This is a genomic window from Pseudomonas sp. D3-10, assembly GCF_051132175.1.
Taxonomy (GTDB): Bacteria; Pseudomonadota; Gammaproteobacteria; order Pseudomonadales; family Pseudomonadaceae; genus Aquipseudomonas.
Map to the genome: position 1 here is coordinate 5,522,202 of NZ_CP071668.1, position 18,555 is coordinate 5,540,756.

Below are 18,555 nucleotides of genomic sequence, written 5' to 3' on the forward strand. Positions count from 1 at the left end.
GCGGCCTCCCTGGCCGCCTATCCTGGAAACGGAACGCTCGAGGACGTCGCGCTAGAGCTGCTGCATCATCTTGCGCACGCCGGCGACATGCCGCCGACTGACGATCAGCGCATCGCCATTCAATCCCTTCAGGTACAGCTGGAAATGCCCCAGCGGCGTACGCTGCAAGCGCTCGATACGTTCGCGGGCCACCAGGGCGTTGCGGTGGATACGCACGAACCGCTCGCCGAACTCATCCTCGAGAGCCTTGAGCGGCTCGTCCAGCAACACTTCACCGCTTTCGTGACGCAAGGTCACGTACTTGTGGTCGGCTATGAAATAAACCACTTGGTTCAAGGGGATCAATTCGATGCCCTTGCGGGTCCGCGCGCTGATGTGGCTGCGTGGGCCACTGCCAGTCTCGGCGGCCGGGCGGGTGAGCGCCGCCAACTGCGTGCGGTTCGGCCGCTCGGCCTTGCGCAACGCCTCCTCCAGCGCCTGGATGGACACTGGCTTGAGCAGATAGCCCACGGCACCGGTCTGCAATACCTCGGGAGGAAACTCGTCACGCGTGGTGCAAAACACCACCGCCGGAGGTGACTCGCGCTCGCAGAGCTTCGCCGCGACCTGCAAGCCGTCGAGACCCGGCATGCGAATGTCGAGCAGCACGATATCCGGCTTGTGGCTGTCGATTAGGGCCAATGCCTCTTCGCCATTGGTGGCGCTCGGCTCCAGGACACTGTAACCCTCGAGTTCACGGAGCAATCGGCTCAGGTCCTCGCGGGCCAGTGGTTCGTCGTCAACGATCAGGACATTCATATAGCGCTGGATTCCTGCGTGAGTCTCGCACAAGGATAGCGTAGACAGGGGAAGTGACATCCGTCACCGCGATCCACGCTAAGACTCGTCCGAGGGCCAAAAAGTGCCGCGAGGCGGTTGTCGATCTTTACCAGCGCTTGCCCACCGATGCTCGAGGCCTGTTGTCGCACAGCGTCGCCACAGGGTTTGTTAAGACTCGATCTGACCAATATGAGCACCCCCCTTTAATGGTGCGTCCGATGCGTCCAGGATGAAAAAGCAAAGACCTACCGTCCACTGTAGACGGTTGCCACGACGATATTGCTCAATCGAAAAATATCCTTGTGCAAAAAACCCATGCAATGGTTGACCCGCACGGTAAAAAACCTGCCGAGCAGTGCCAGCGCCAGCCCCGGCAACCCTGTTATCATCCGGGCCAGCGTTAACCGTTATCTTTTTCCAGCCGATCACGAGCGAATTCATGAGCACTGACAAGACCAATCAGTCCTGGGGCGGCCGCTTCAGTGAACCCGTCGACGCTTTCGTCGCCCGCTTCACCGCCTCCGTCAACTTCGACCAGCGCCTGTATCGCCACGACATCATGGGCTCGATTGCCCACGCCACCATGCTGGCCAAGGTCGGCGTGCTGACCGATGCCGAGCGCGACAGCATCATCGATGGCCTGAAGACCATCCAGGGCGAGATCGAGGCCGGCCAATTCGACTGGCGCGTTGACCTCGAAGACGTGCACATGAACATCGAAGCGCGCCTGACCGATCGCATTGGCGTGACCGGCAAGAAACTGCACACCGGCCGCAGCCGCAACGACCAGGTCGCCACCGATATCCGCTTGTGGCTGCGCGATGAGATCGACCTGATCCTGGCCGAAATCACCCGCTTGCAAAAAGGTCTGCTGGAACAAGCCGAGCGCGAGGCCGAGAGCATCATGCCGGGCTTCACGCACCTGCAGACCGCCCAACCTGTAACGTTTGGGCATCACATGCTGGCCTGGTTCGAAATGCTCAGCCGTGACTACGAGCGCCTGGTGGATTGCCGCAAGCGCACCAACCGCATGCCCCTGGGCAGCGCCGCGCTGGCCGGCACCACCTACCCGATCGACCGTGAATACACCGCCCAGTTGCTGGGCTTCGACACCGTCGGTGGCAATTCGCTGGATAATGTCTCGGACCGCGATTTCGCCATCGAATTCTGCGCCGCCGCGAGCATTGCCATGATGCACTTGTCGCGCTTCTCCGAAGAGCTGGTGCTCTGGACCAGCGCGCAGTTCCAGTTCATCGATTTGCCCGACCGTTTCTGCACCGGCAGCTCGATCATGCCGCAAAAGAAAAACCCCGACGTACCGGAACTGGTACGCGGCAAGAGCGGCCGGGTGTTCGGCGCATTGATGGGCCTGCTGACCCTGATGAAAGGCCAACCGCTGGCCTACAACAAGGACAACCAGGAAGACAAGGAGCCGCTGTTCGACGCTGCCGACACCCTGCGTGATTCGCTGCGGGCGTTCGCCGACATGATCCCAGCCATCAAGCCCAAGCATGCGGTCATGCGCGAAGCGGCCCTGCGCGGCTTCTCCACCGCCACTGACCTGGCCGATTACCTGGTGCGCCGTGGCCTGCCGTTCCGGGACTGCCATGAAATCGTCGGCCATGCCGTGAAGTATGGCGTAGACAGCGGCAAGGACCTGGCAGAGATGAGCCTGGACGAACTGCGCCAGTTCAGCGACCAGATCGAGCAAGACGTGTTCGCCGTGCTGACCTTGGAAGGTTCGGTCAATGCACGTGATCACATTGGCGGCACCGCACCGGCGCAGGTCAAGGCCGCCGTGATGCGTGGCCAGGCGCTGATTGCCAGCCGCTAAAAAGCCAAAAGCATCGCGAGCAGGCTCGCTCCCACATTTGATCTGCGCAGGCTCACACAATATGTGTTCACTGAAGATCTAACCGTGGAGCGAGCCTGCTCGCGATGGCGATCTGCAAGGCGCTAGAATTTCATTTCCTGGCAGCGATCTTCGCCAAAAACGCGGGCATCTCAGCATCCCGATCCGCCGCGATCCGCTGCACGTGCGGATTCTGCTCCAACAACTCCATCAAGCTCCTGGCTGCCGGCATGTCCGCCAACAGATCGATGTCGAAGACTTTCCTGCCCACCTGCAAAACCAACGAAAGGCTGTAGTAGAAATACAGGTCCGCGATGCTGAACGCCTCTCCCGCCACATAAGGCGAAAACTTGCCGTGCCGGCGGAGCGAAGCGAACCCCAACAGCAATTCACCTCTGGCCTTTTCCTTGATCGCATCGGGCACCGACATGCCGAAAAACGCTTCCGGATAACAGGCGCGCCCCGGCAGCTCGATGTACAGCTCGATTTCCCGGCACAAGGCCAATACCTGGGCTCGCCCGAACGGGTCCGTTGGCAGCAAGGCCTTGCCTGGCTGGGTTTGCTCGATGTACTCAAGGATCACGCTGGTCTCGTTGATGAAACCCTGCTCGGTCTTCAGCACCGGAACCTTGCCGCGCGGGCTGATGGCCAGCGCTTCCGGAGTCTGGGCGCCAAAGAACTGGACTTCTTCGAAGGGCACTCCCTTCTCCAGGAGAGCCAGCTTGACCATGTTGTAATAATTGCTGACAGAAAAACCATAAAGCTTGAGCATTCCATAGCCTCCAGGCCGTGCGGGGTTGGCAGCCTTGGGTTATAGACCGCCGGCGTGTTTCGCGCCAGGCGCATCACGCCGCTGAATACAGGTAAACTGGCGCCTTTTCCCAGAGGAGGCTGCCATGAGCGAGCCCATCGACAACGGCAACGACATTGACGAAGAAGAGTTCGTCGAGAATACGCTGATCCAGGCCATCGAGAATCAGATCGAAAGCGACAATCCACCAGCGGCCAAGGCCACGTTCAACAAGCTGACCCTGGTGGGTTATGAGCGTGAAGAAATTCTCAACCTGATGGCCCACGTACTGGCGGTGGAAATCGACGCGATCCTCGAAGAAGACCGTCCGTTCAATACCGAGTGGTACGAAGCTGCATTGCGCGCCCTGCCCGAGTTGCCGCCGGAAAAAAACTAAGCTGTTCTTGTGGCGAGGTAGCTGGCTCCCTCGCCATGAAAAAGTTCCCGGACAAAAAACCATGACTCTGACACTGGACAGCTCGCCCAAGTGCGCTCACCTTAGTGACGCTGTCGTCCAAATTCCTAGAAAGTCTGGAGTCCTTATGTCGCTTACCCCTGAGCTGGTTGCCGAACTGGAAATCCTTGCACTCTTCAACCTGGACAGTTCCCAGGAAGGCCTGAAAATTCATCAGACCGCTGCCCCCAAAGCCATCGCCGCTGCCCAACGCCTGTTTGACAAAGAACTCATCACCCAACCCGATGGCGGTTACCTGACCAGCCTGGGCCGTGATGCCGCACAGAATGTGCAAACGGTCCTGACGATTCTTAGCGTCCAAGAAACCGCCTGATTTTCCGCCTCGCCCACGGGAATCCCTCTGCTCGGGATTTCCGCAGGCGCGTGGCGCCTCCGTAAAAATACTTGGCTCGACCGCGTTTTCCAGCTCAAGAATTCCAGGAACCGGGCGCTATCCTGCCATCACCTGTTTTTTTCCCCACGTTCGACGCCGCGATCCGGTTTGAGCTGACATGACCCGCAACCATGAAATACGCCCCGATCTGGACGAGGGAATCGACCGCAAGGTCCTGAGCCAGCTGCGCGCGCGTTTCCTCAAGCTCAACAGCGGCCGAATGGAGCGCGCCCTCGAAGGGCTGTCGACCCGCCAGCAGGGCGTGTTGACGCTGCTTCCGCTGTTTTTTCATGTCAACCATCCCTTGTTGCCCGGTTATGTCTCGGGCAGCACACCGGCCGGGCTGTCCAATTACGAACCCGACACCGACGTCCTCGCCGAGGCCCAGCGGCTGACTCGCTCGTTCTCGTACAAACCTCGCCACGGCAGCAACCCACCGCGGCCCATCCTCGGCCTGTTCCTGATGGGCAGTCTCGGCACCTTGGCCCAGGCCGATCAGAGCGACATGGACGTTTGGGTGTGCCATGGCCCGGACCTGAGCGACGACGAACTGGCCGAACTGCGAAAGAAATGCCAGTTGCTGGAGACTTGGGCGGCCACCCAGGGCGCCGAAGCGCACTTCTTCCTCATCGACCCGCAGCGATTCGTCCGCGGCGAACGGGACAATCAGCTCAGCTCCGACGACTGTGGAACCACCCAGCATTATCTGTTGCTGGATGAGTTCTATCGCACCGCGATCTGGCTGGCCGGGCGTACGCCAATCTGGTGGCTGGTGCCGGTCTACGAAGAGGAAAACTACCAGCAGTACACCCATACGCTGATCTCCAAGCGTTTCATTCGTGCGGACGAGACTCTGGACTTGGGTCACCTGGCCTACATCCCGCCGGGAGAATTCATCGGCGCCGGGCTCTGGCAGTTATTCAAGGGAATCGAATCGCCCTACAAGTCGGTGCTCAAGCTACTGCTGACCGAGGTCTACGCCAGCGAACATCCGGATGTCCGCTGCCTGAGCCTGCGTTTCAAGCAGGCGGTGTTCGCCAATCACCTGGATCTGGATGAGCTGGATCCGTACATGGTCGTTTATCGCCGCCTCGAGGAATACCTGATCGCCCGCGGCGAGCCGGAACGTCTGGAACTGATCCGGCGCGCCCTGTACCTGAAGGTCAATCGCAAGCTCACCGGCCATGCTCGCAGCAGCGGCTGGCAGCGCAACCTGCTGGAGCGCCTGGCCCGGGATTGGGGCTGGGACCAACGTCAACTGGCGCTGCTGGACAGCCGCAGCCAGTGGAAGGTGCGCCAAGTCAGCAACGAGCGGCGGGCCCTGGTCAACGAGCTGACCTACAGCTATCGCTTCCTGACCCAGTTCGCCCGCACCGAGAAAACCGTCAGCCTGATCAACAAGCGCGACCTCAATGTTCTCGGTCGCCGGCTGTACGCGGCCTTCGAGCGCAAGGCCGACAAGGTCGAGTTCATCAATCCCGGGATTGCCCCGGACCTGGCGGAAGACACCCTGACCCTGGTCCAGTCGCCGAACAAGAAAGAGCCCGGGCAAAACCAATGGGGTTTGTACAACGGCAGCCTGAACGCGCTGGAATGGGAAAATTTCGCCCCCATCAAACGCAGCCGCGAGCTGCTTGAATTACTCACCTGGTGCCATCGCAACGGTGTGGTCGACAGCAGCACGCGTCTGGCACTGCACCCGGGCGAAAGCGACCTGAGCGAGTTTGAACTGTTCAACCTGTTGGGCAGTTTGCAGCAGGCCATCGCTTTGCCCCTGGCCACGGTCGACGAAGAACAGTTGCTCCACGCCAGCGTGCCCAGTGAAGTGTTGATTCTGGTAAACGTGGGCGTCGACCCACTCAAGCATCACCGCGACCTGAACATCCTGATGACCACCGAGCGCACCGATTCCCTGAGCTACGCCGGGGTCCGGGAAAACCTGGTGCTGACCCTCGACCAGGTCACGCTCAATAGCTGGAATGAAGTGCTGGTCAACCGCTTCGACGGCGAGCATGCCCTGCTCGATTGCTTGCGCGACTACCTCAACGCCTTGCCTGCGATACAACGCCAGCCGCGCTTGCAGGTCCGGTGCTTCTGTCACAACCGCGCGCAATTCATCGCACGCCGGGTCGAAGAAGTCATCGAGACCACCCAGACCCTGCTATTGAGCAAGCTCAATTACCGTTATCTGCTGCAAGTCCAGCAGCACTACCACGTACTGGAATTGGTGCCGGGCCAGGTCAGCCACGTGGCGCTGGGCAGCCTGTCGGCATTGATGGATTATCTGGGGGAAGAGCTGACGGCCTATAGCCCGCTGCACCTGGATTCAATGGCGCTGGAAGATCACGATGTGGCGCTGATCCTGCCCATGGGCCAACCCGAGTGCATCCAGGTGTTCTACCGGGTCTATGAGGACGAAGCCGAGCTGTACGTGCTCGATGAGCTCAACGCCTTGTGGCAGCAGCGCTTGCCTTATCACGACGAACAGAGCCTGCTGGTACCGCTGCAGCGGTTCCTGCAATCGGTGCTGTACCGCCGCGATGCGTTGCTACCGATGGACGCTGCCCAGCCGGTCACGCTGGAAATGCTCTATTACCAGCTCCTGCCTTCAGGGAACGGGCGGGCCCGGAGGGTCGAATCACGACAGGCGCCGCAGACGCCGGTCAACAAACCGTTCTATGACGTACAAGCAATCATCGGCAAAGCGGCGCACGGACAAGTGCACGTCACCCTGTATTGCGATCAGCGGGAATTTTCGGAACTGGAGCATGGCGACCAATTGTTTCATGTGGTCGCCAGGGAAATTGTCGGGCAGCGCCGCGACGCCGAACGCTATCGTTGCTACATCACCGACCTGGACCTCTCGGGCCTGGTGGGTGACGGCGCCAGCCCAAGTATCCTGTTCCTGCGCTACAAAGCCGACCTGGAACGGGCACTGAACGAGGCGCTGAACCAGGTCTGAGGCGGGCTTCAGAATGCGCAGTCGCCACCGTTGACCGGCTGCGACTCGACCTCCAGCAATGTCAGCTTCAAGGTCTTGCCGCCCGGCGCCGGCCAGTCGATGTGCTGGCCGACTTTCAAGCCCAGCAAGGCGCTGCCCACCGGCGCCAGGATCGAAATCTTGCCCTCGTCGGCGTTGGCATCCTTGGGGTAGACCAGCGTCAGGTGATAATCCTTGCCGCTGCTTTCCTCGCGACAGTGCACCCGCGAGTTCATGGTTACGACATCGGCAGGCACTTCATCGTGACCCACCAGGTTCTCGGCGCGATCCAGTTCGGTTTGCAAGGCGATCACGCCGGGAAGCGTTTCATCCAGGCTGTCGATCAAACGCTCCAGACGCTGCACGTCCAAGCGAGTAAGGGTGATGGAAGGTGCGGTCATGATTCAGGCAGACTCCTTTCTTCTGCACGAAAAAGCAAAACCCCGCCACATAAAGACGGGGTTTTCACGCGCCTCGATGAGTTGAGGCGTTGCTGGACACTACCACAGCTCAAAAAATATACAACCCAAGGGCTCTCGCCACAAAAGCGCTCTCGCCAATCCAGCGATTAAACCAGCGACTTGCGCTTGAGCGCCTCGGCGCAAATCAACCGCCGACGCTCATCATCAGCCGAGCGCCATTCGCGTATATCCTCCACATGCCGGAAACACCCCAGGCAGACCTTGCGTTCATCGAGCTTGCACACACTGGTGCACGGCGACGGCACGGCCGGGCTGACATTGCTGTAGAGCGGCTTGGGCGGCCGCGCCGGGACGGTCTGGCTCACGGAATCACAAACCTTCGAAATCGAATTCGACGCCAGCCTGCTGCTTGACGATGCGCTCGAGCATCTCGCCCAGTTGCTCTTCGCTCTTGTCACACATCCAGCGCTCGCTTTCCTCGTCGTAGTCGAAGTGGAAACCACCGGACACCGCCGCCAGCCACAACTGCCGCAACGGCTCCTGGCGGCTGAAAATCAGCTGGGTGCCATTTTCGAACTTGACGGTCAGTACGCCGGCGGAGATTTCCAGGTCGATGTCCAGGTCGCTCTCGTCGAAGATATCCTCCAGCTTTTCCTGGGTTTCATCGACCAGATCGTGGAAACGGGCTTCAGTCAAACTCATTGCGACAACCTCAAAATGTCTGATCATGCTCAAGCGCCGCAAGATACGGACGCGCCCGGCTGAATGCAAAGGATAACGACCAAGGGCCCGTGGGTGCTGAACATTGTCCATCGAATGAACGCCCCTGGAGCCCAAGGCCCGCCGGACGGGCGCCCCGTTGCATAGGCAAGCTGTCGGGTGGCCGGTATACTCCGGCGCAATTAACGCATTTTCAAGGATTTCGCCATGAAGCGCCTGATCTCTTCCCTTGCTGCGCTCGTCGCGGTTGCCTGCCTTGTGACAGCCTGTGGTCAAAAAGGTCCGCTGTACCTGCCTGATGACAGCAAGTCCCCTGAAGAGCAGGCCAAGTCGTCGCAATCCAAGTCCCACTCGCACGACACCCAGACCACTTACTAAGGGACCGCCATGGACGCTTTTAACTACCGTGGCGGGGAGCTGTTCGCGGAAGGGGTTGCCCTGTCCGCGATCGCCGAACGTTTCGGCACGCCGACCTACGTCTATTCCCGGGCCCACATCGAAGCCCAGTACCGGACGTTCGCCGATGCCCTCGAAGGCATGCCGCACCTGGTGTGCTTCGCTGTAAAAGCGAACTCGAACCTGGGCGTGCTCAACGTCCTGGCGCGCCTGGGCGCAGGCTTCGACATCGTGTCAGGTGGCGAGCTGGAGCGCGTGCTGGCCGCGGGCGGCAGTGCCGACAAAATCGTGTTCTCCGGCGTCGGCAAGACCCGCGAAGACATGCGTCGCGCCCTGGAAGTCGGCGTGCACTGCTTCAACATCGAATCCACTGACGAACTGGAGCGCCTGCAAGTCGTCGCCGCCGAACTGGGTGTTCGTGCGCCGGTTTCCCTGCGCGTGAACCCGGACGTCGACGCCGGCACCCACCCGTACATTTCCACGGGCCTTAAGGAAAACAAGTTCGGCATCGCCATTGCCGACGCCGAGGACGTGTACGTACGCGCCGCCCAACTGCCGAACCTGGAAGTGCTGGGCGTCGATTGCCACATCGGCTCGCAACTGACCACCCTGGAACCGTTCATTGACGCCCTCGACCGCCTGCTGGCGCTTGTCGATCGCCTCGGCGATTGCGGCATCTACCTGCGTCACATCGACCTGGGCGGCGGTGTCGGCGTGCGCTATCGCGATGAAGAGCCACCGCTGGTGGCCGACTACATCAAGACCGTGCGCGAGCGCCTCGAAGGCCGTGACCTGGCGCTGATGTTCGAGCCCGGCCGCTACATCGTCGCTAACGCCGGCGTGCTGTTGACCCAGGTCGAGTACCTCAAGCAAACCGAGCACAAGGATTTCGCCATCGTCGACGCGGCGATGAATGACCTGATCCGCCCGGCGCTGTACCAGGCCTGGATGGACGTCACAGCCGTGCGCCCTCGCGATACCGCGGCCCGCCCCTACGACATCGTCGGGCCGATCTGCGAAACCGGCGACTTCCTTGCCAAGGGCCGGGAGTTGGCGCTGGAAGAAGGCGATCTGCTGGCCGTTCATTCGGCGGGCGCCTACGGGTTTGTCATGAGTTCCAACTACAACACCCGCGGCCGCTGCGCCGAGGTGCTGGTGGACGGTGATCAGGCATTCGAAGTACGCCGCCGCGAGACGGTAGCCGAACTGTTTGCCGGCGAAAGCCTGCTGCCGGAGTAAAACCATGCTGCTGCGTTTTACCAAGATGCACGGCCTGGGCAATGACTTCATGGTCCTCGACCTGGTCAGCCAGCACGCGCATATCCTGCCCAAGCACGCCAAACAATGGGGCGACCGGCACACCGGCATCGGTTTCGACCAATTGCTGATCGTCGAGGCACCAAACAACCCGGACGTGGATTTCCGCTACCGGATCTTCAATGCCGACGGTTCGGAAGTGGAGCAGTGCGGCAACGGCGCGCGCTGTTTCGCCCGTTTCGTGCTGGACAAGCGCCTGACCGCCAAGCGGCAGATTCGCGTCGAGACCAAAAGCGGCATCATCGAACTGGATGTGCGCAGTGACGGCCAGATCGGCGTCAACATGGGCGCCCCGCGCCTGGTGCCGGCGGATATCCCATTCCAAGCGCCAGCCCAAGCCCTGAGCTATACCGTGGACGTCGACGGCACCGCGGTGGAACTGGCGGCGATCTCCATGGGCAACCCCCATGCCGTACTGCGCGTGGACGACATCAACAGCGCTGCCGTACACGACCTGGGACCAAAGATCGAAAACCATCCGCGCTTCCCGGCGCGCGTCAACGTCGGCTTTTTGCAGGTCATCGATCGCCACCGCGCCCAACTGCGTGTATGGGAACGTGGCGCCGGGGAAACCCAGGCATGCGGCACGGGCGCCTGCGCCGCAGCCGTCGCCGCGATCAGCCAGGGGTGGATGGATTCGCCGCTGCTGATCGACCTGCCCGGCGGGCGTCTGTCCATCGAATGGGCAGGCCCAGGCCAACCGGTGATGATGACCGGCCCGGCCGTACGCGTATACGAAGGACAAGTTCGTCTTTGAGTGAGCCAAACCCATGACCGACAAGCCAAAGGTTCCAGCCCCGCAGCCCGACGAATCCTCGAGCCCCTCAGACGCCGCGGCCGTGGCCGCCTACCTGGAGGCGCATCCGGACTTCTTCGTCGAGCATGAAGACCTGCTTGCAACGATGCGGATCCCCCACCGGCGCGGCGATACCGTGTCGCTGGTCGAGCACCAGATGAAGATCCTGCGTGAACGCAACATCGAAATGCGCCATCGCCTCTCGCACCTGATGGACGTCGCCCGGGACAACGACCGGCTCTTCGACAAGACCCGTCGGCTGATCCTCGCGCTGATGGACGCCAGTACTCTTGAAGACCTGGTAATGAGCGTCGAAGACAGCCTGCGCCAGGATTTCCAGGTGCCCTTTGTCAGCCTGATCCTGTTTGGCGACAACGCGATGCCGGTGGGCCGCTGGGTCACCCACGCCGACGCGCAGACGGCCATTGGCGGGCTGCTTACCGAAAACAAAAGCGTCAGTGGCAGCCTGCGCGAACATGAGCTGGATTTCCTGTTTGGCGAAGAACAGCGCAAGCAGATCGGCTCCACCGCCGTTGTCGCCATCGCCCACCAAGGCGTGCATGGCGTGCTGGCCATCGCCAGTCGCGATCCGCAGCACTACAAGAGCTCGGTGGGTACGCTGTTCCTGAGCTATATCGCCGAAGTGACCGGCCGTGTGCTGCCACGGGTTGCCGGTTCGCTGCGTTCGGTACGCTGATGATGGAGCGGCAACTGGACGCCTACTGCGAACACCTGCGCAGTGAGCGCCAGGTGTCCCCTCACACCCTGTCGGCCTACCGTCGTGACCTCGAAAAGGTGCGGGGCTGGTGCCAGAAGCAAAACATCGACAACTGGTCGGCCCTCGATATCCAGCGCCTGCGCAGCCTCGTTGCTCGCCTGCATCAGCAAGGGCAATCCTCCCGCAGCCTGGCGCGACTGTTGTCGGCGGTGCGCGGCCTGTATCAATACCTCAATCGCGAGGGCCTGTGCGATCACGATCCAGCCACAGGCCTGGCACCCCCCAAGGGCGAACGCCGGTTGCCGAAGACCCTCGACACCGACCGTGCCTTGCAATTGCTCGATGGCGCCGTCGAGGATGATTTCATGGCGCGACGGGACCAGGCGATCCTCGAACTCTTCTACTCCTCAGGCCTGCGGCTTTCCGAGCTGACGGGGCTGAACCTGGACCAATTGGACTTGGCCGACGGCCTGGTTCAGGTACTCGGTAAAGGCAGCAAGACCCGCTTGCTGCCTATCGGCCGCAAGGCCCGAGAAGCCCTGGAGCTTTGGTTGCCACTACGAGCGCTGACCAACCCCGTCGATGACGCGGTCTTCGTCAGCCTGCAAGGCCGACGCCTGGGCCCACGTACCATCCAGCTGCGGGTCAAGGCCGCCGGCGAACGGGAGCTCGGTCAGAACCTGCACCCGCATATGCTCCGGCATTCGTTCGCCAGTCATCTGCTGGAATCTTCCCAGGACCTGCGTGCCGTCCAGGAACTGCTTGGCCACTCGGACATCAAGACGACCCAGATCTATACCCACCTGGATTTCCAGCACCTGGCGTCGGTCTATGACAGTGCCCACCCCAGGGCCAAACGCATCAAAGGCGACGAATCATGACCATCGAGCTCATCACCTTCGACCTGGACGACACGCTGTGGGACACCGCGCCGGTGATCGCCAGCGCCGAAGCCGTACTACGTCAATGGCTGACCGACAACGCACCCGACCTGGGCGATTTTCCCGTGGAGCGCTTGTGGGCGATCCGCGCCCAAGTGCTCAGCGAAGAACCGAACCTCAAGCACCGCATCAGTGCGTTGCGCAGGCGCGTGCTGTTCCGGGCGCTGCAAGATGCCGGCTACGACCAGTGGCGAGCCTCTGAGTTGGCGGACCAAGGATTCGAAGCATTCCTGCATGCCCGCCATCAACTGGAGATCTTTCCAGACGTACAGCCGACCCTGGAAATCCTCGCCAATCATTTCGCACTTGGCGTCGTCACCAACGGCAACGCCGACGTGCGACGCCTGGGGCTGGCGGATTATTTCAAGTTTGCCCTGTGCGCCGAGGACATTGGCATCGCCAAGCCTGACGTAAGACTGTTCGAGGAAGCCTTGCAGCGCGGCGGTGCCACGGCACAGACCGCCGTGCATGTAGGCGATCACCCGGGCGACGACATCGCCGGCGCCCAGCAGGCCGGCCTGCGTGCGGTGTGGTTCAACCCGATGGGCAAGGCCTGGGATGCCGATCACGCACCGGATGCGGAGATTCGCAGCCTGACCGAACTGCCAGGATTATTAGCGGCGTGGCATAGCCAACCCTGAACCTTGTGGGAGCGAGCTTGCTCCCACAGGGCCGAGCCTGTCAGGGGAGTTTATCCCGCCCATGAAAAAGCCCGCAGCGACGGCGGGCTTTTTCAGCAAGCAAGAAACAGAGGCTCAGATAGGGCGACTGCCATACTTGTTGTCGGGCTTCTTGGGCGGATCGGCGACCACGTTGGCCTCCACTTCCTGCACCTTTCCGCCCCTGGCCAGGAATTCCTCCATGGCCTTGGCAAGCGCGTCACGCTCCTTGTTCTTGGCCTCTACGCTCGGTAACTCGTCGACTGATACCGCTGCCTTGGCCTTGCCTTTGGCAGTGGGGACCGGAACATCGGCACCTTCGTCGTCGGCAACATCTTCAGCCGCCGCTTCCAGGCCTTCTTCGGTCTCGTCTTCGTCACCTACTTCGAGGTCGTCGTTTTCCAGATCATCGTCGCTCATGTTCTACCTCATGACTTGCGAAAAGCAGATTAGTTATAGCCCAGCTTCGCCATCTGTCGAAGGCTGCCAGAAAAAATTCAAGATCCGCTGACAAGCAGCGGTCATGCCCCTTCACCGTGCAAGGTGGCGAGGACTTTACGAGCACCGCCATGATCTCGGTGCTCGCCCAGATAAACGCCTTGCCAGGTACCCAACGCCAACCGTCCCGCCGTCACCGGAAGGCTGAGCTGACATCCCAGCACACTGGCCTTGAAGTGCGCCGGGAGGTCGTCCAGGCCTTCGTCGTTGTGCTCATAGCCGGCGGTTCCTTGTGGGATCAGCCGATTGAAAAATCGTTCGAAGTCTCGACGTACCGCCGGATCGGCGTTCTCGTTGATGGTCAACGAGGCCGAGGTGTGCTGCAGCCACAGATGCAACAGACCGACACGACATGCCTTGAGTTCAGGCAGGCCGGCGAGTAGCTCGTCCGTCACCAGATGAAAGCCCCGGGGCCTCGCCCGCAGGGTTATCAGCGTCTGTTGCCACATACAGATCTCCGCACGTTCGGCGCGCATTCTAGCGCGCTCTGGAAAAAAACAAAGGGCCTAATATTCCTGCCTCGATGTAAGTCTTTGGCGGTAGAAAAACCCATGTCGTATACACAACAAAAGGCGTCGGAAAAAACCGGCGAACCTTGTGAGCAATGACAAATTCCAGACAAAAAAATGCCCGGCGAACCGGGCATTTTTTTTGCGCGTTGCTTACAGGTTGTAACCACGCTCGTTGTGCTGGGCCAAGTCCAGGCCCACGGCTTCTTCTTCCTCGGAGACACGCAGGCCCATGACGGCGTCCAGTACCTTGAGAATGATGAAGGTCACGACCGCGGTATAGATCACGGTGAAACCCACGCCTTTGAATTGAATCCACACTTGTGCGCCGATATCGGTCACGGTGCCGAAGCCACCCAGTGCCGGTGCAGCGAATACACCGGTCAGGATCGCCCCGAGGATACCGCCGATGCCATGTACGCCGAAGGCATCCAGGGAGTCGTCATAGCCGAGCTTGCGCTTGAGGGTGGTGGCGCAGAAGAAGCACACCACGCCCGCCGCCAGGCCGATGACCAAGGCGCCCATCGGGCCCACGGTGCCGGCAGCCGGGGTGATTGCAACCAGGCCGGCCACCACGCCCGAGGCAATGCCCAGCGCGCTTGGCTTGCCGTGGGTGATCCACTCGGCAAACATCCAGCCCAGTGCCGCGGCAGCCGTGGCGATCTGGGTGACCAGCATCGCCATGCCGGCAGTGCCGTTGGCCGCGACGGCGGAGCCGGCGTTGAAGCCGAACCAGCCTACCCACAGCATGGCCGCGCCCATCAGGGTATAACCCAGGTTATGCGGTGCCATTGGGGTGGTCGGGAAACCTTTGCGCTTGCCCAATACCAGACAGGCTACGAGACCGGCGATACCGGCGTTGATATGCACCACGGTGCCGCCGGCGAAGTCCAGCACGCCCCAATCCCACATCAGGCCGCCGTTGCCGGACCAGACCATGTGCGCAATCGGCGCATACACCAGGGTGAACCACACGCCCATGAAGATCAGCATGGCGGAGAATTTCATCCGCTCGGCAAAGGCACCGACGATCAGCGCTGGGGTGATGATGGCGAAGGTCATCTGGAAAGTGATGAACACCGCTTCTGGAAACAATGCAGCCGGACCGGTCAGGCTGGCCGGGGTGACGCCCGCCAGGAATGCCTTGCCCAGGCCGCCGATGAAGGAATTGAAGTTGACGACGCCCTGTTCCATGCCAGTGGTGTCGAACGCGATGCTGTAGCCGTAGATGACCCACAGGACGCTGATCAGACCGGTGATGGCGAAGCACTGCATCATCACCGAAAGAATGTTTTTCGACCGAACCATGCCGCCGTAGAACAGCGCAAGGCCAGGGATGGTCATGAACAGGACGAGAATCGTGGCAGTCAGCATCCAGGCAGTGTCGCCGGAGTTGAGGACTGGGGCTGCCGCTTCTTCCGCCATGGCCAGGCCAGGCATTACGAAGGACAACAGGGCTCCTAGCCCTGCGAATTTACGCAGAGTCATATTGTTTTCTCCTGGGGCGTTGGGTTTGACGGCTTAGATAGCGTCGGTATCGGTTTCGCCGGTACGGATGCGAATGGCCTGTTCCAGATTGACCACGAAGATCTTTCCGTCACCAATCTTGCCGGTGTTGGCGGCCTTGGTAATCGCCTCGATGACCCGATCAAGATCCTTGTCGTCGATGGCGACATCGATCTTCACCTTGGGCAGGAAGTCGACCACGTATTCCGCGCCGCGATACAGCTCGGTATGACCTTTCTGCCGACCGAAGCCTTTGACTTCAGTAACGGTAATGCCCTGCACGCCGATTTCGGACAGCGACTCGCGTACGTCGTCCAGCTTGAACGGCTTGATGATGGCAGTGACTAGCTTCATGAAACTCTCTCCCGAATTGGTGGACTTGCCCCAGGAAAACAAACCCGACTCAAGTCTAAGCGCAGTGCCTGGCTTTGTAACGCGTCGTCGGCCCAAGTTGCCCGACCGGTGCCAGCTGACTACTCCTGACGAAACTCCGCGCTCCGCCTGCTGCACTGCATTCGTCACAGCGACTGCATCAGTGCATGGGTCACCAGCCACTAAGCAGAAAGCTTGCCATCTGTACCCAACCCCCCTGATTTCAACCCTTTACCCGTTGCGCCGGTCTGCGCCGAACCACGAACCGCAGCGATACGCACAACAACGGTGCGATGATGCCCGGGGCCGTGCGCGAAAAGCGTGCAACCCGAGCCGCGAATTGACTATAGACACTGCGTGATACACTGCCCGCCATTGTTTCCAGGACACCTGACATGCTCGCGCCCAAAGACCTCCTCGACGCCCTGAGCGGCCACGCCTCCCGCCTGTTGAGCGGCGACACGCCACTCCCCAAGAATGAAATCGAAAGCCAGTTCAAGGCCCTGCTGCAAAGCGGGTTCAGCAAGCTGGACCTGGTCAGCCGGGAAGAATTCGACAGCCAGATGGTCGTGCTGGCCCGGACCCGGGCACGGCTGGAGAGCCTGGAAGCCAAGGTGGCCGAGCTGGAGGCGCGACTCGACCCCAAGGACGAGTGAGTACCTCGCGCCAGGGATGCGGCCTTAAGCGCGTGATTTGTCCCAGGCCCACCAGATCATCCAAAGCGCCGGCAGGGGCTCGCCGCCTGTAACGGCAACTGAAAAACAACCGTCTGAATGACGGTTGTTCATTCATGCCCCCACTTGCGCAACATCCTGCGAAAATTTGCCCCTTCAATTGCCCCGCCCTCTCAGTTTCCCCGGACTAGTCTTCAAGAGCCGCAGGATGCGGCTCTCCATCAGTCAAGGAACGCTTCATGTCGCTCGCCATCGTCCACAGCCGCGCCCAAGTGGGGGTCGAAGCCCCTGCCGTTACCGTTGAGGTTCATCTGGCCAACGGCTTGCCGTCACTGACGATGGTCGGCCTGCCGGAGGCGGCGGTGAAGGAGAGCAAGGACCGGGTGCGCAGCGCGATCATCAATTCAGGGCTCAATTTCCCGGCGCGGCGCATCACCCTGAACCTGGCGCCAGCGGATCTCCCCAAGGACGGAGGCCGGTTCGACCTGGCGATTGCCTTGGGAATCCTGTCGGCCAGCGTGCAGGTGCCGACCTTGATGCTGGACGACGTGGAGTGCCTCGGCGAACTGGCATTGTCCGGCGCCGTGAGACCGGTACGCGGCGTGCTCCCCGCGGCGCTGGCGGCACGCAAGGCTGGACGCATGCTGTTGGTACCCCGGGCCAACGCCGAGGAAGCTTGCCTGGCGTCGGGGCTGAAGGTGATCGCCGTGGACCATCTGCTCGAAGCAGTGGCGCATTTCAACGGCCACGTCCCAGTCGAGCCTTTTGTGTCCAACGGGCTGCTCTCGGCCAGCAAACCCTATCCCGACCTCAGCGAAGTACAAGGTCAAGCCGGAGCCAAGCGCGCCCTGCTGATCGCGGCAGCGGGAGCTCACAACCTGTTGTTCAGTGGCCCACCCGGTACGGGCAAGACGCTGCTGGCGAGTCGTTTGCCGGGGTTGCTGCCACCGCTGGCCGAAAGCGAGGCCCTGGAGGTCGCGGCTATACAGTCGGTCGCCAGTTGCGTGCCCTTGAGCCATTGGCCGCAACGGCCGTTCCGCCAGCCACACCATTCGGCGTCCGGCCCTGCCCTGGTGGGTGGAGGCTCCAAGCCGCAACCGGGGGAAATCACCCTCGCCCACCACGGCGTGCTGTTCCTGGACGAGCTTCCAGAGTTTGATCGCAAGGTATTGGAAGTCCTGAGGGAGCCCTTGGAGTCGGGGCATATCGTGGTTTCGCGCGCCCGCGATCGCGTGCGCTTCCCGGCCCGCTTCCAGTTGGTAGCGGCCATGAACCCCTGCCCCTGTGGATACCTTGGCGAGCCCAGCGGCCGCTGCTCGTGCACACCGGACATGGTGCAGCGCTATCGCAACAAGCTGTCCGGCCCCTTGCTCGACCGCATCGACCTGCACCTGACCGTGGCGCGGGAAGCAACGGCGCTCAATCCCAAAGGCGAACCGGGTGACGACACCGCCACCGCGGCCGAGCGGGTGGCCGAAGCCCGGGAACGCCAGCAAACCCGCCAAGGCTGTGCCAACGCATTCCTCGATCTACCGGGGCTGCGCCGCCATTGCAAACTGTCCTCGACCGACGAGGCGTGGCTGGAAACCGCCTGCGAACGACTGTCCCTGTCGCTGCGAGCCGCCCACCGCTTGCTGAAGGTCGCCCGCACGCTGGCCGACCTTCAGCAGTTGGAACGGATCAGCCGCGAGCACCTGGCCGAAGCCCTGCAATACCGGCCCGCAACGCCATGAAACAG

The 18,555-nt window shown here is 61.3% G+C and carries 22 protein-coding genes and 1 pseudogene; 12 read left to right on the plus strand and 11 right to left on the minus strand.

Annotated features, from left to right (window positions below; translation table 11 throughout):
- Positions 1-51: 51 nt before the first annotated feature.
- The 3 genes and pseudogenes from J3P90_RS25135 to J3P90_RS25145 all read right to left on the minus strand — a co-directional run bounded on the left by J3P90_RS25135 (position 52) and on the right by J3P90_RS25145 (position 1,260).
- On the minus strand, positions 52-798 hold the full coding sequence (locus J3P90_RS25135; RefSeq protein WP_434675544.1) for a LytR/AlgR family response regulator transcription factor: 747 nt from the start codon (positions 796-798) through the stop codon (positions 52-54).
- Positions 795-944: pseudogene (locus J3P90_RS25140) on the minus strand (sensor histidine kinase); the annotation flags it as partial. The gene J3P90_RS25135 and the pseudogene J3P90_RS25140, both read right to left, overlap by 4 nt.
- Positions 945-987: 43 nt before the next feature.
- Positions 988-1,260, minus strand: coding sequence for a hypothetical protein (locus J3P90_RS25145; RefSeq protein WP_434608905.1), 273 nt, complete (start codon positions 1,258-1,260; stop codon positions 988-990).
- On the opposite strand from J3P90_RS25145, the gene argH reads away from it, so the two are divergent.
- Positions 1,259-2,653 (plus strand): argininosuccinate lyase, encoded by a 1,395-nt coding sequence (gene argH, locus J3P90_RS25150; protein ID WP_434608903.1) that lies wholly within the window; start codon positions 1,259-1,261, stop codon positions 2,651-2,653. The genes J3P90_RS25145 and argH overlap by 2 nt on opposite strands.
- A 130-nt stretch (positions 2,654-2,783) precedes the next feature.
- On the opposite strand, the gene J3P90_RS25155 is transcribed toward argH, so the two are convergent.
- Positions 2,784-3,443 carry a glutathione S-transferase family protein gene (locus J3P90_RS25155; protein ID WP_434675545.1) on the minus strand — a complete coding sequence of 220 codons (660 nt, stop codon included), beginning with the start codon at positions 3,441-3,443 and terminating at the stop codon, positions 2,784-2,786.
- Positions 3,444-3,567: 124 nt separating this feature from the next.
- On the opposite strand from J3P90_RS25155, the gene J3P90_RS25160 reads away from it, so the two are divergent.
- The 3 genes from J3P90_RS25160 (at position 3,568) to J3P90_RS25170 (ending at position 7,271) form a co-directional block, all read left to right on the plus strand.
- Positions 3,568-3,858 carry a hypothetical protein gene (locus J3P90_RS25160; protein ID WP_420765143.1) on the plus strand — a complete coding sequence of 97 codons (291 nt, stop codon included), beginning with the start codon at positions 3,568-3,570 and terminating at the stop codon, positions 3,856-3,858.
- A 145-nt stretch (positions 3,859-4,003) separates the two neighbouring features.
- Complete coding sequence (locus J3P90_RS25165; protein WP_030129110.1) at positions 4,004-4,249, plus strand: TIGR02647 family protein; 246 nt, start codon at positions 4,004-4,006, stop codon at positions 4,247-4,249.
- Positions 4,250-4,427: 178 nt separating this feature from the next.
- Positions 4,428-7,271, plus strand: a complete 2,844-nt coding sequence (locus tag J3P90_RS25170; protein WP_434675546.1) for a class I adenylate cyclase — start codon at positions 4,428-4,430, stop codon at positions 7,269-7,271.
- A gap of 8 nt (positions 7,272-7,279) precedes the next feature.
- On the opposite strand, the gene rnk is transcribed toward J3P90_RS25170, so the two are convergent.
- The 3 genes from rnk to cyaY all read right to left on the minus strand — a co-directional run bounded on the left by rnk (position 7,280) and on the right by cyaY (position 8,413).
- Positions 7,280-7,690, minus strand: coding sequence for a nucleoside diphosphate kinase regulator (rnk, locus tag J3P90_RS25175; protein WP_420765145.1), 411 nt, complete (start codon positions 7,688-7,690; stop codon positions 7,280-7,282).
- A gap of 167 nt (positions 7,691-7,857) precedes the next feature.
- Positions 7,858-8,076 carry a DUF1289 domain-containing protein gene (locus J3P90_RS25180; protein WP_420765146.1) on the minus strand — a complete coding sequence of 73 codons (219 nt, stop codon included), beginning with the start codon at positions 8,074-8,076 and terminating at the stop codon, positions 7,858-7,860.
- Between the two features lie 4 nt (positions 8,077-8,080).
- Positions 8,081-8,413 carry an iron donor protein CyaY gene (gene cyaY / locus J3P90_RS25185; RefSeq protein ID WP_420765147.1) on the minus strand — a complete coding sequence of 111 codons (333 nt, stop codon included), beginning with the start codon at positions 8,411-8,413 and terminating at the stop codon, positions 8,081-8,083.
- Between the two features lie 225 nt (positions 8,414-8,638).
- Here cyaY and lptM point away from each other — a divergent pair, with 225 nt between their 5' ends.
- From lptM to J3P90_RS25215, 6 genes are read left to right on the plus strand one after another with little or no spacing between them, the layout of a single operon-like run.
- On the plus strand, positions 8,639-8,809 hold the full coding sequence (gene lptM / locus J3P90_RS25190; RefSeq protein WP_033034938.1) for an LPS translocon maturation chaperone LptM: 171 nt from the start codon (positions 8,639-8,641) through the stop codon (positions 8,807-8,809).
- A gap of 9 nt (positions 8,810-8,818) precedes the next feature.
- Positions 8,819-10,066 (plus strand): diaminopimelate decarboxylase, encoded by a 1,248-nt coding sequence (gene lysA / locus J3P90_RS25195; protein ID WP_434675547.1) that lies wholly within the window; start codon positions 8,819-8,821, stop codon positions 10,064-10,066.
- 4 nt (positions 10,067-10,070) lie between these two features.
- Positions 10,071-10,901: a diaminopimelate epimerase gene (gene dapF / locus J3P90_RS25200; RefSeq protein WP_420765149.1), complete on the plus strand. Its 831-nt coding sequence runs from the start codon at positions 10,071-10,073 to the stop codon at positions 10,899-10,901.
- A gap of 13 nt (positions 10,902-10,914) precedes the next feature.
- The gene (locus J3P90_RS25205) at positions 10,915-11,637 is read left to right on the plus strand and encodes a DUF484 family protein (RefSeq protein WP_420765150.1); all 723 of its coding nucleotides are present in this window, start codon (positions 10,915-10,917) and stop codon (positions 11,635-11,637) included.
- A gap of 2 nt (positions 11,638-11,639) precedes the next feature.
- Entirely contained in the window at positions 11,640-12,539 is a 900-nt protein-coding gene (xerC, locus tag J3P90_RS25210; RefSeq protein ID WP_434651219.1) for a tyrosine recombinase XerC, read from the plus strand.
- On the plus strand, positions 12,536-13,240 hold the full coding sequence (locus J3P90_RS25215; protein WP_434675548.1) for an HAD family hydrolase: 705 nt from the start codon (positions 12,536-12,538) through the stop codon (positions 13,238-13,240). The genes xerC and J3P90_RS25215 overlap by 4 nt, the downstream gene beginning before the upstream one ends.
- A gap of 114 nt (positions 13,241-13,354) precedes the next feature.
- On the opposite strand, the gene sutA is transcribed toward J3P90_RS25215, so the two are convergent.
- From sutA to glnK, 4 genes are all read right to left on the minus strand, one after another.
- Complete coding sequence (gene sutA, locus J3P90_RS25220; protein ID WP_420765152.1) at positions 13,355-13,678, minus strand: transcriptional regulator SutA; 324 nt, start codon at positions 13,676-13,678, stop codon at positions 13,355-13,357.
- A gap of 101 nt (positions 13,679-13,779) precedes the next feature.
- Positions 13,780-14,205, minus strand: coding sequence for a secondary thiamine-phosphate synthase enzyme YjbQ (locus J3P90_RS25225; RefSeq protein WP_420765153.1), 426 nt, complete (start codon positions 14,203-14,205; stop codon positions 13,780-13,782).
- A 213-nt stretch (positions 14,206-14,418) separates the two neighbouring features.
- On the minus strand, positions 14,419-15,753 hold the full coding sequence (locus J3P90_RS25230; protein ID WP_420765154.1) for an ammonium transporter: 1,335 nt from the start codon (positions 15,751-15,753) through the stop codon (positions 14,419-14,421).
- A gap of 33 nt (positions 15,754-15,786) precedes the next feature.
- Positions 15,787-16,125: a P-II family nitrogen regulator gene (gene glnK, locus J3P90_RS25235; RefSeq protein ID WP_002555808.1), complete on the minus strand. Its 339-nt coding sequence runs from the start codon at positions 16,123-16,125 to the stop codon at positions 15,787-15,789.
- Positions 16,126-16,538: 413 nt separating this feature from the next.
- Between glnK and J3P90_RS25240 the strand changes: the two genes are divergently transcribed.
- Entirely contained in the window at positions 16,539-16,799 is a 261-nt protein-coding gene (locus J3P90_RS25240; protein WP_420765155.1) for an accessory factor UbiK family protein, read from the plus strand.
- 257 nt (positions 16,800-17,056) lie between these two features.
- Positions 17,057-18,550 carry a YifB family Mg chelatase-like AAA ATPase gene (locus J3P90_RS25245; protein WP_434649687.1) on the plus strand — a complete coding sequence of 498 codons (1,494 nt, stop codon included), beginning with the start codon at positions 17,057-17,059 and terminating at the stop codon, positions 18,548-18,550.
- Positions 18,551-18,555 lie beyond the last annotated feature (5 nt).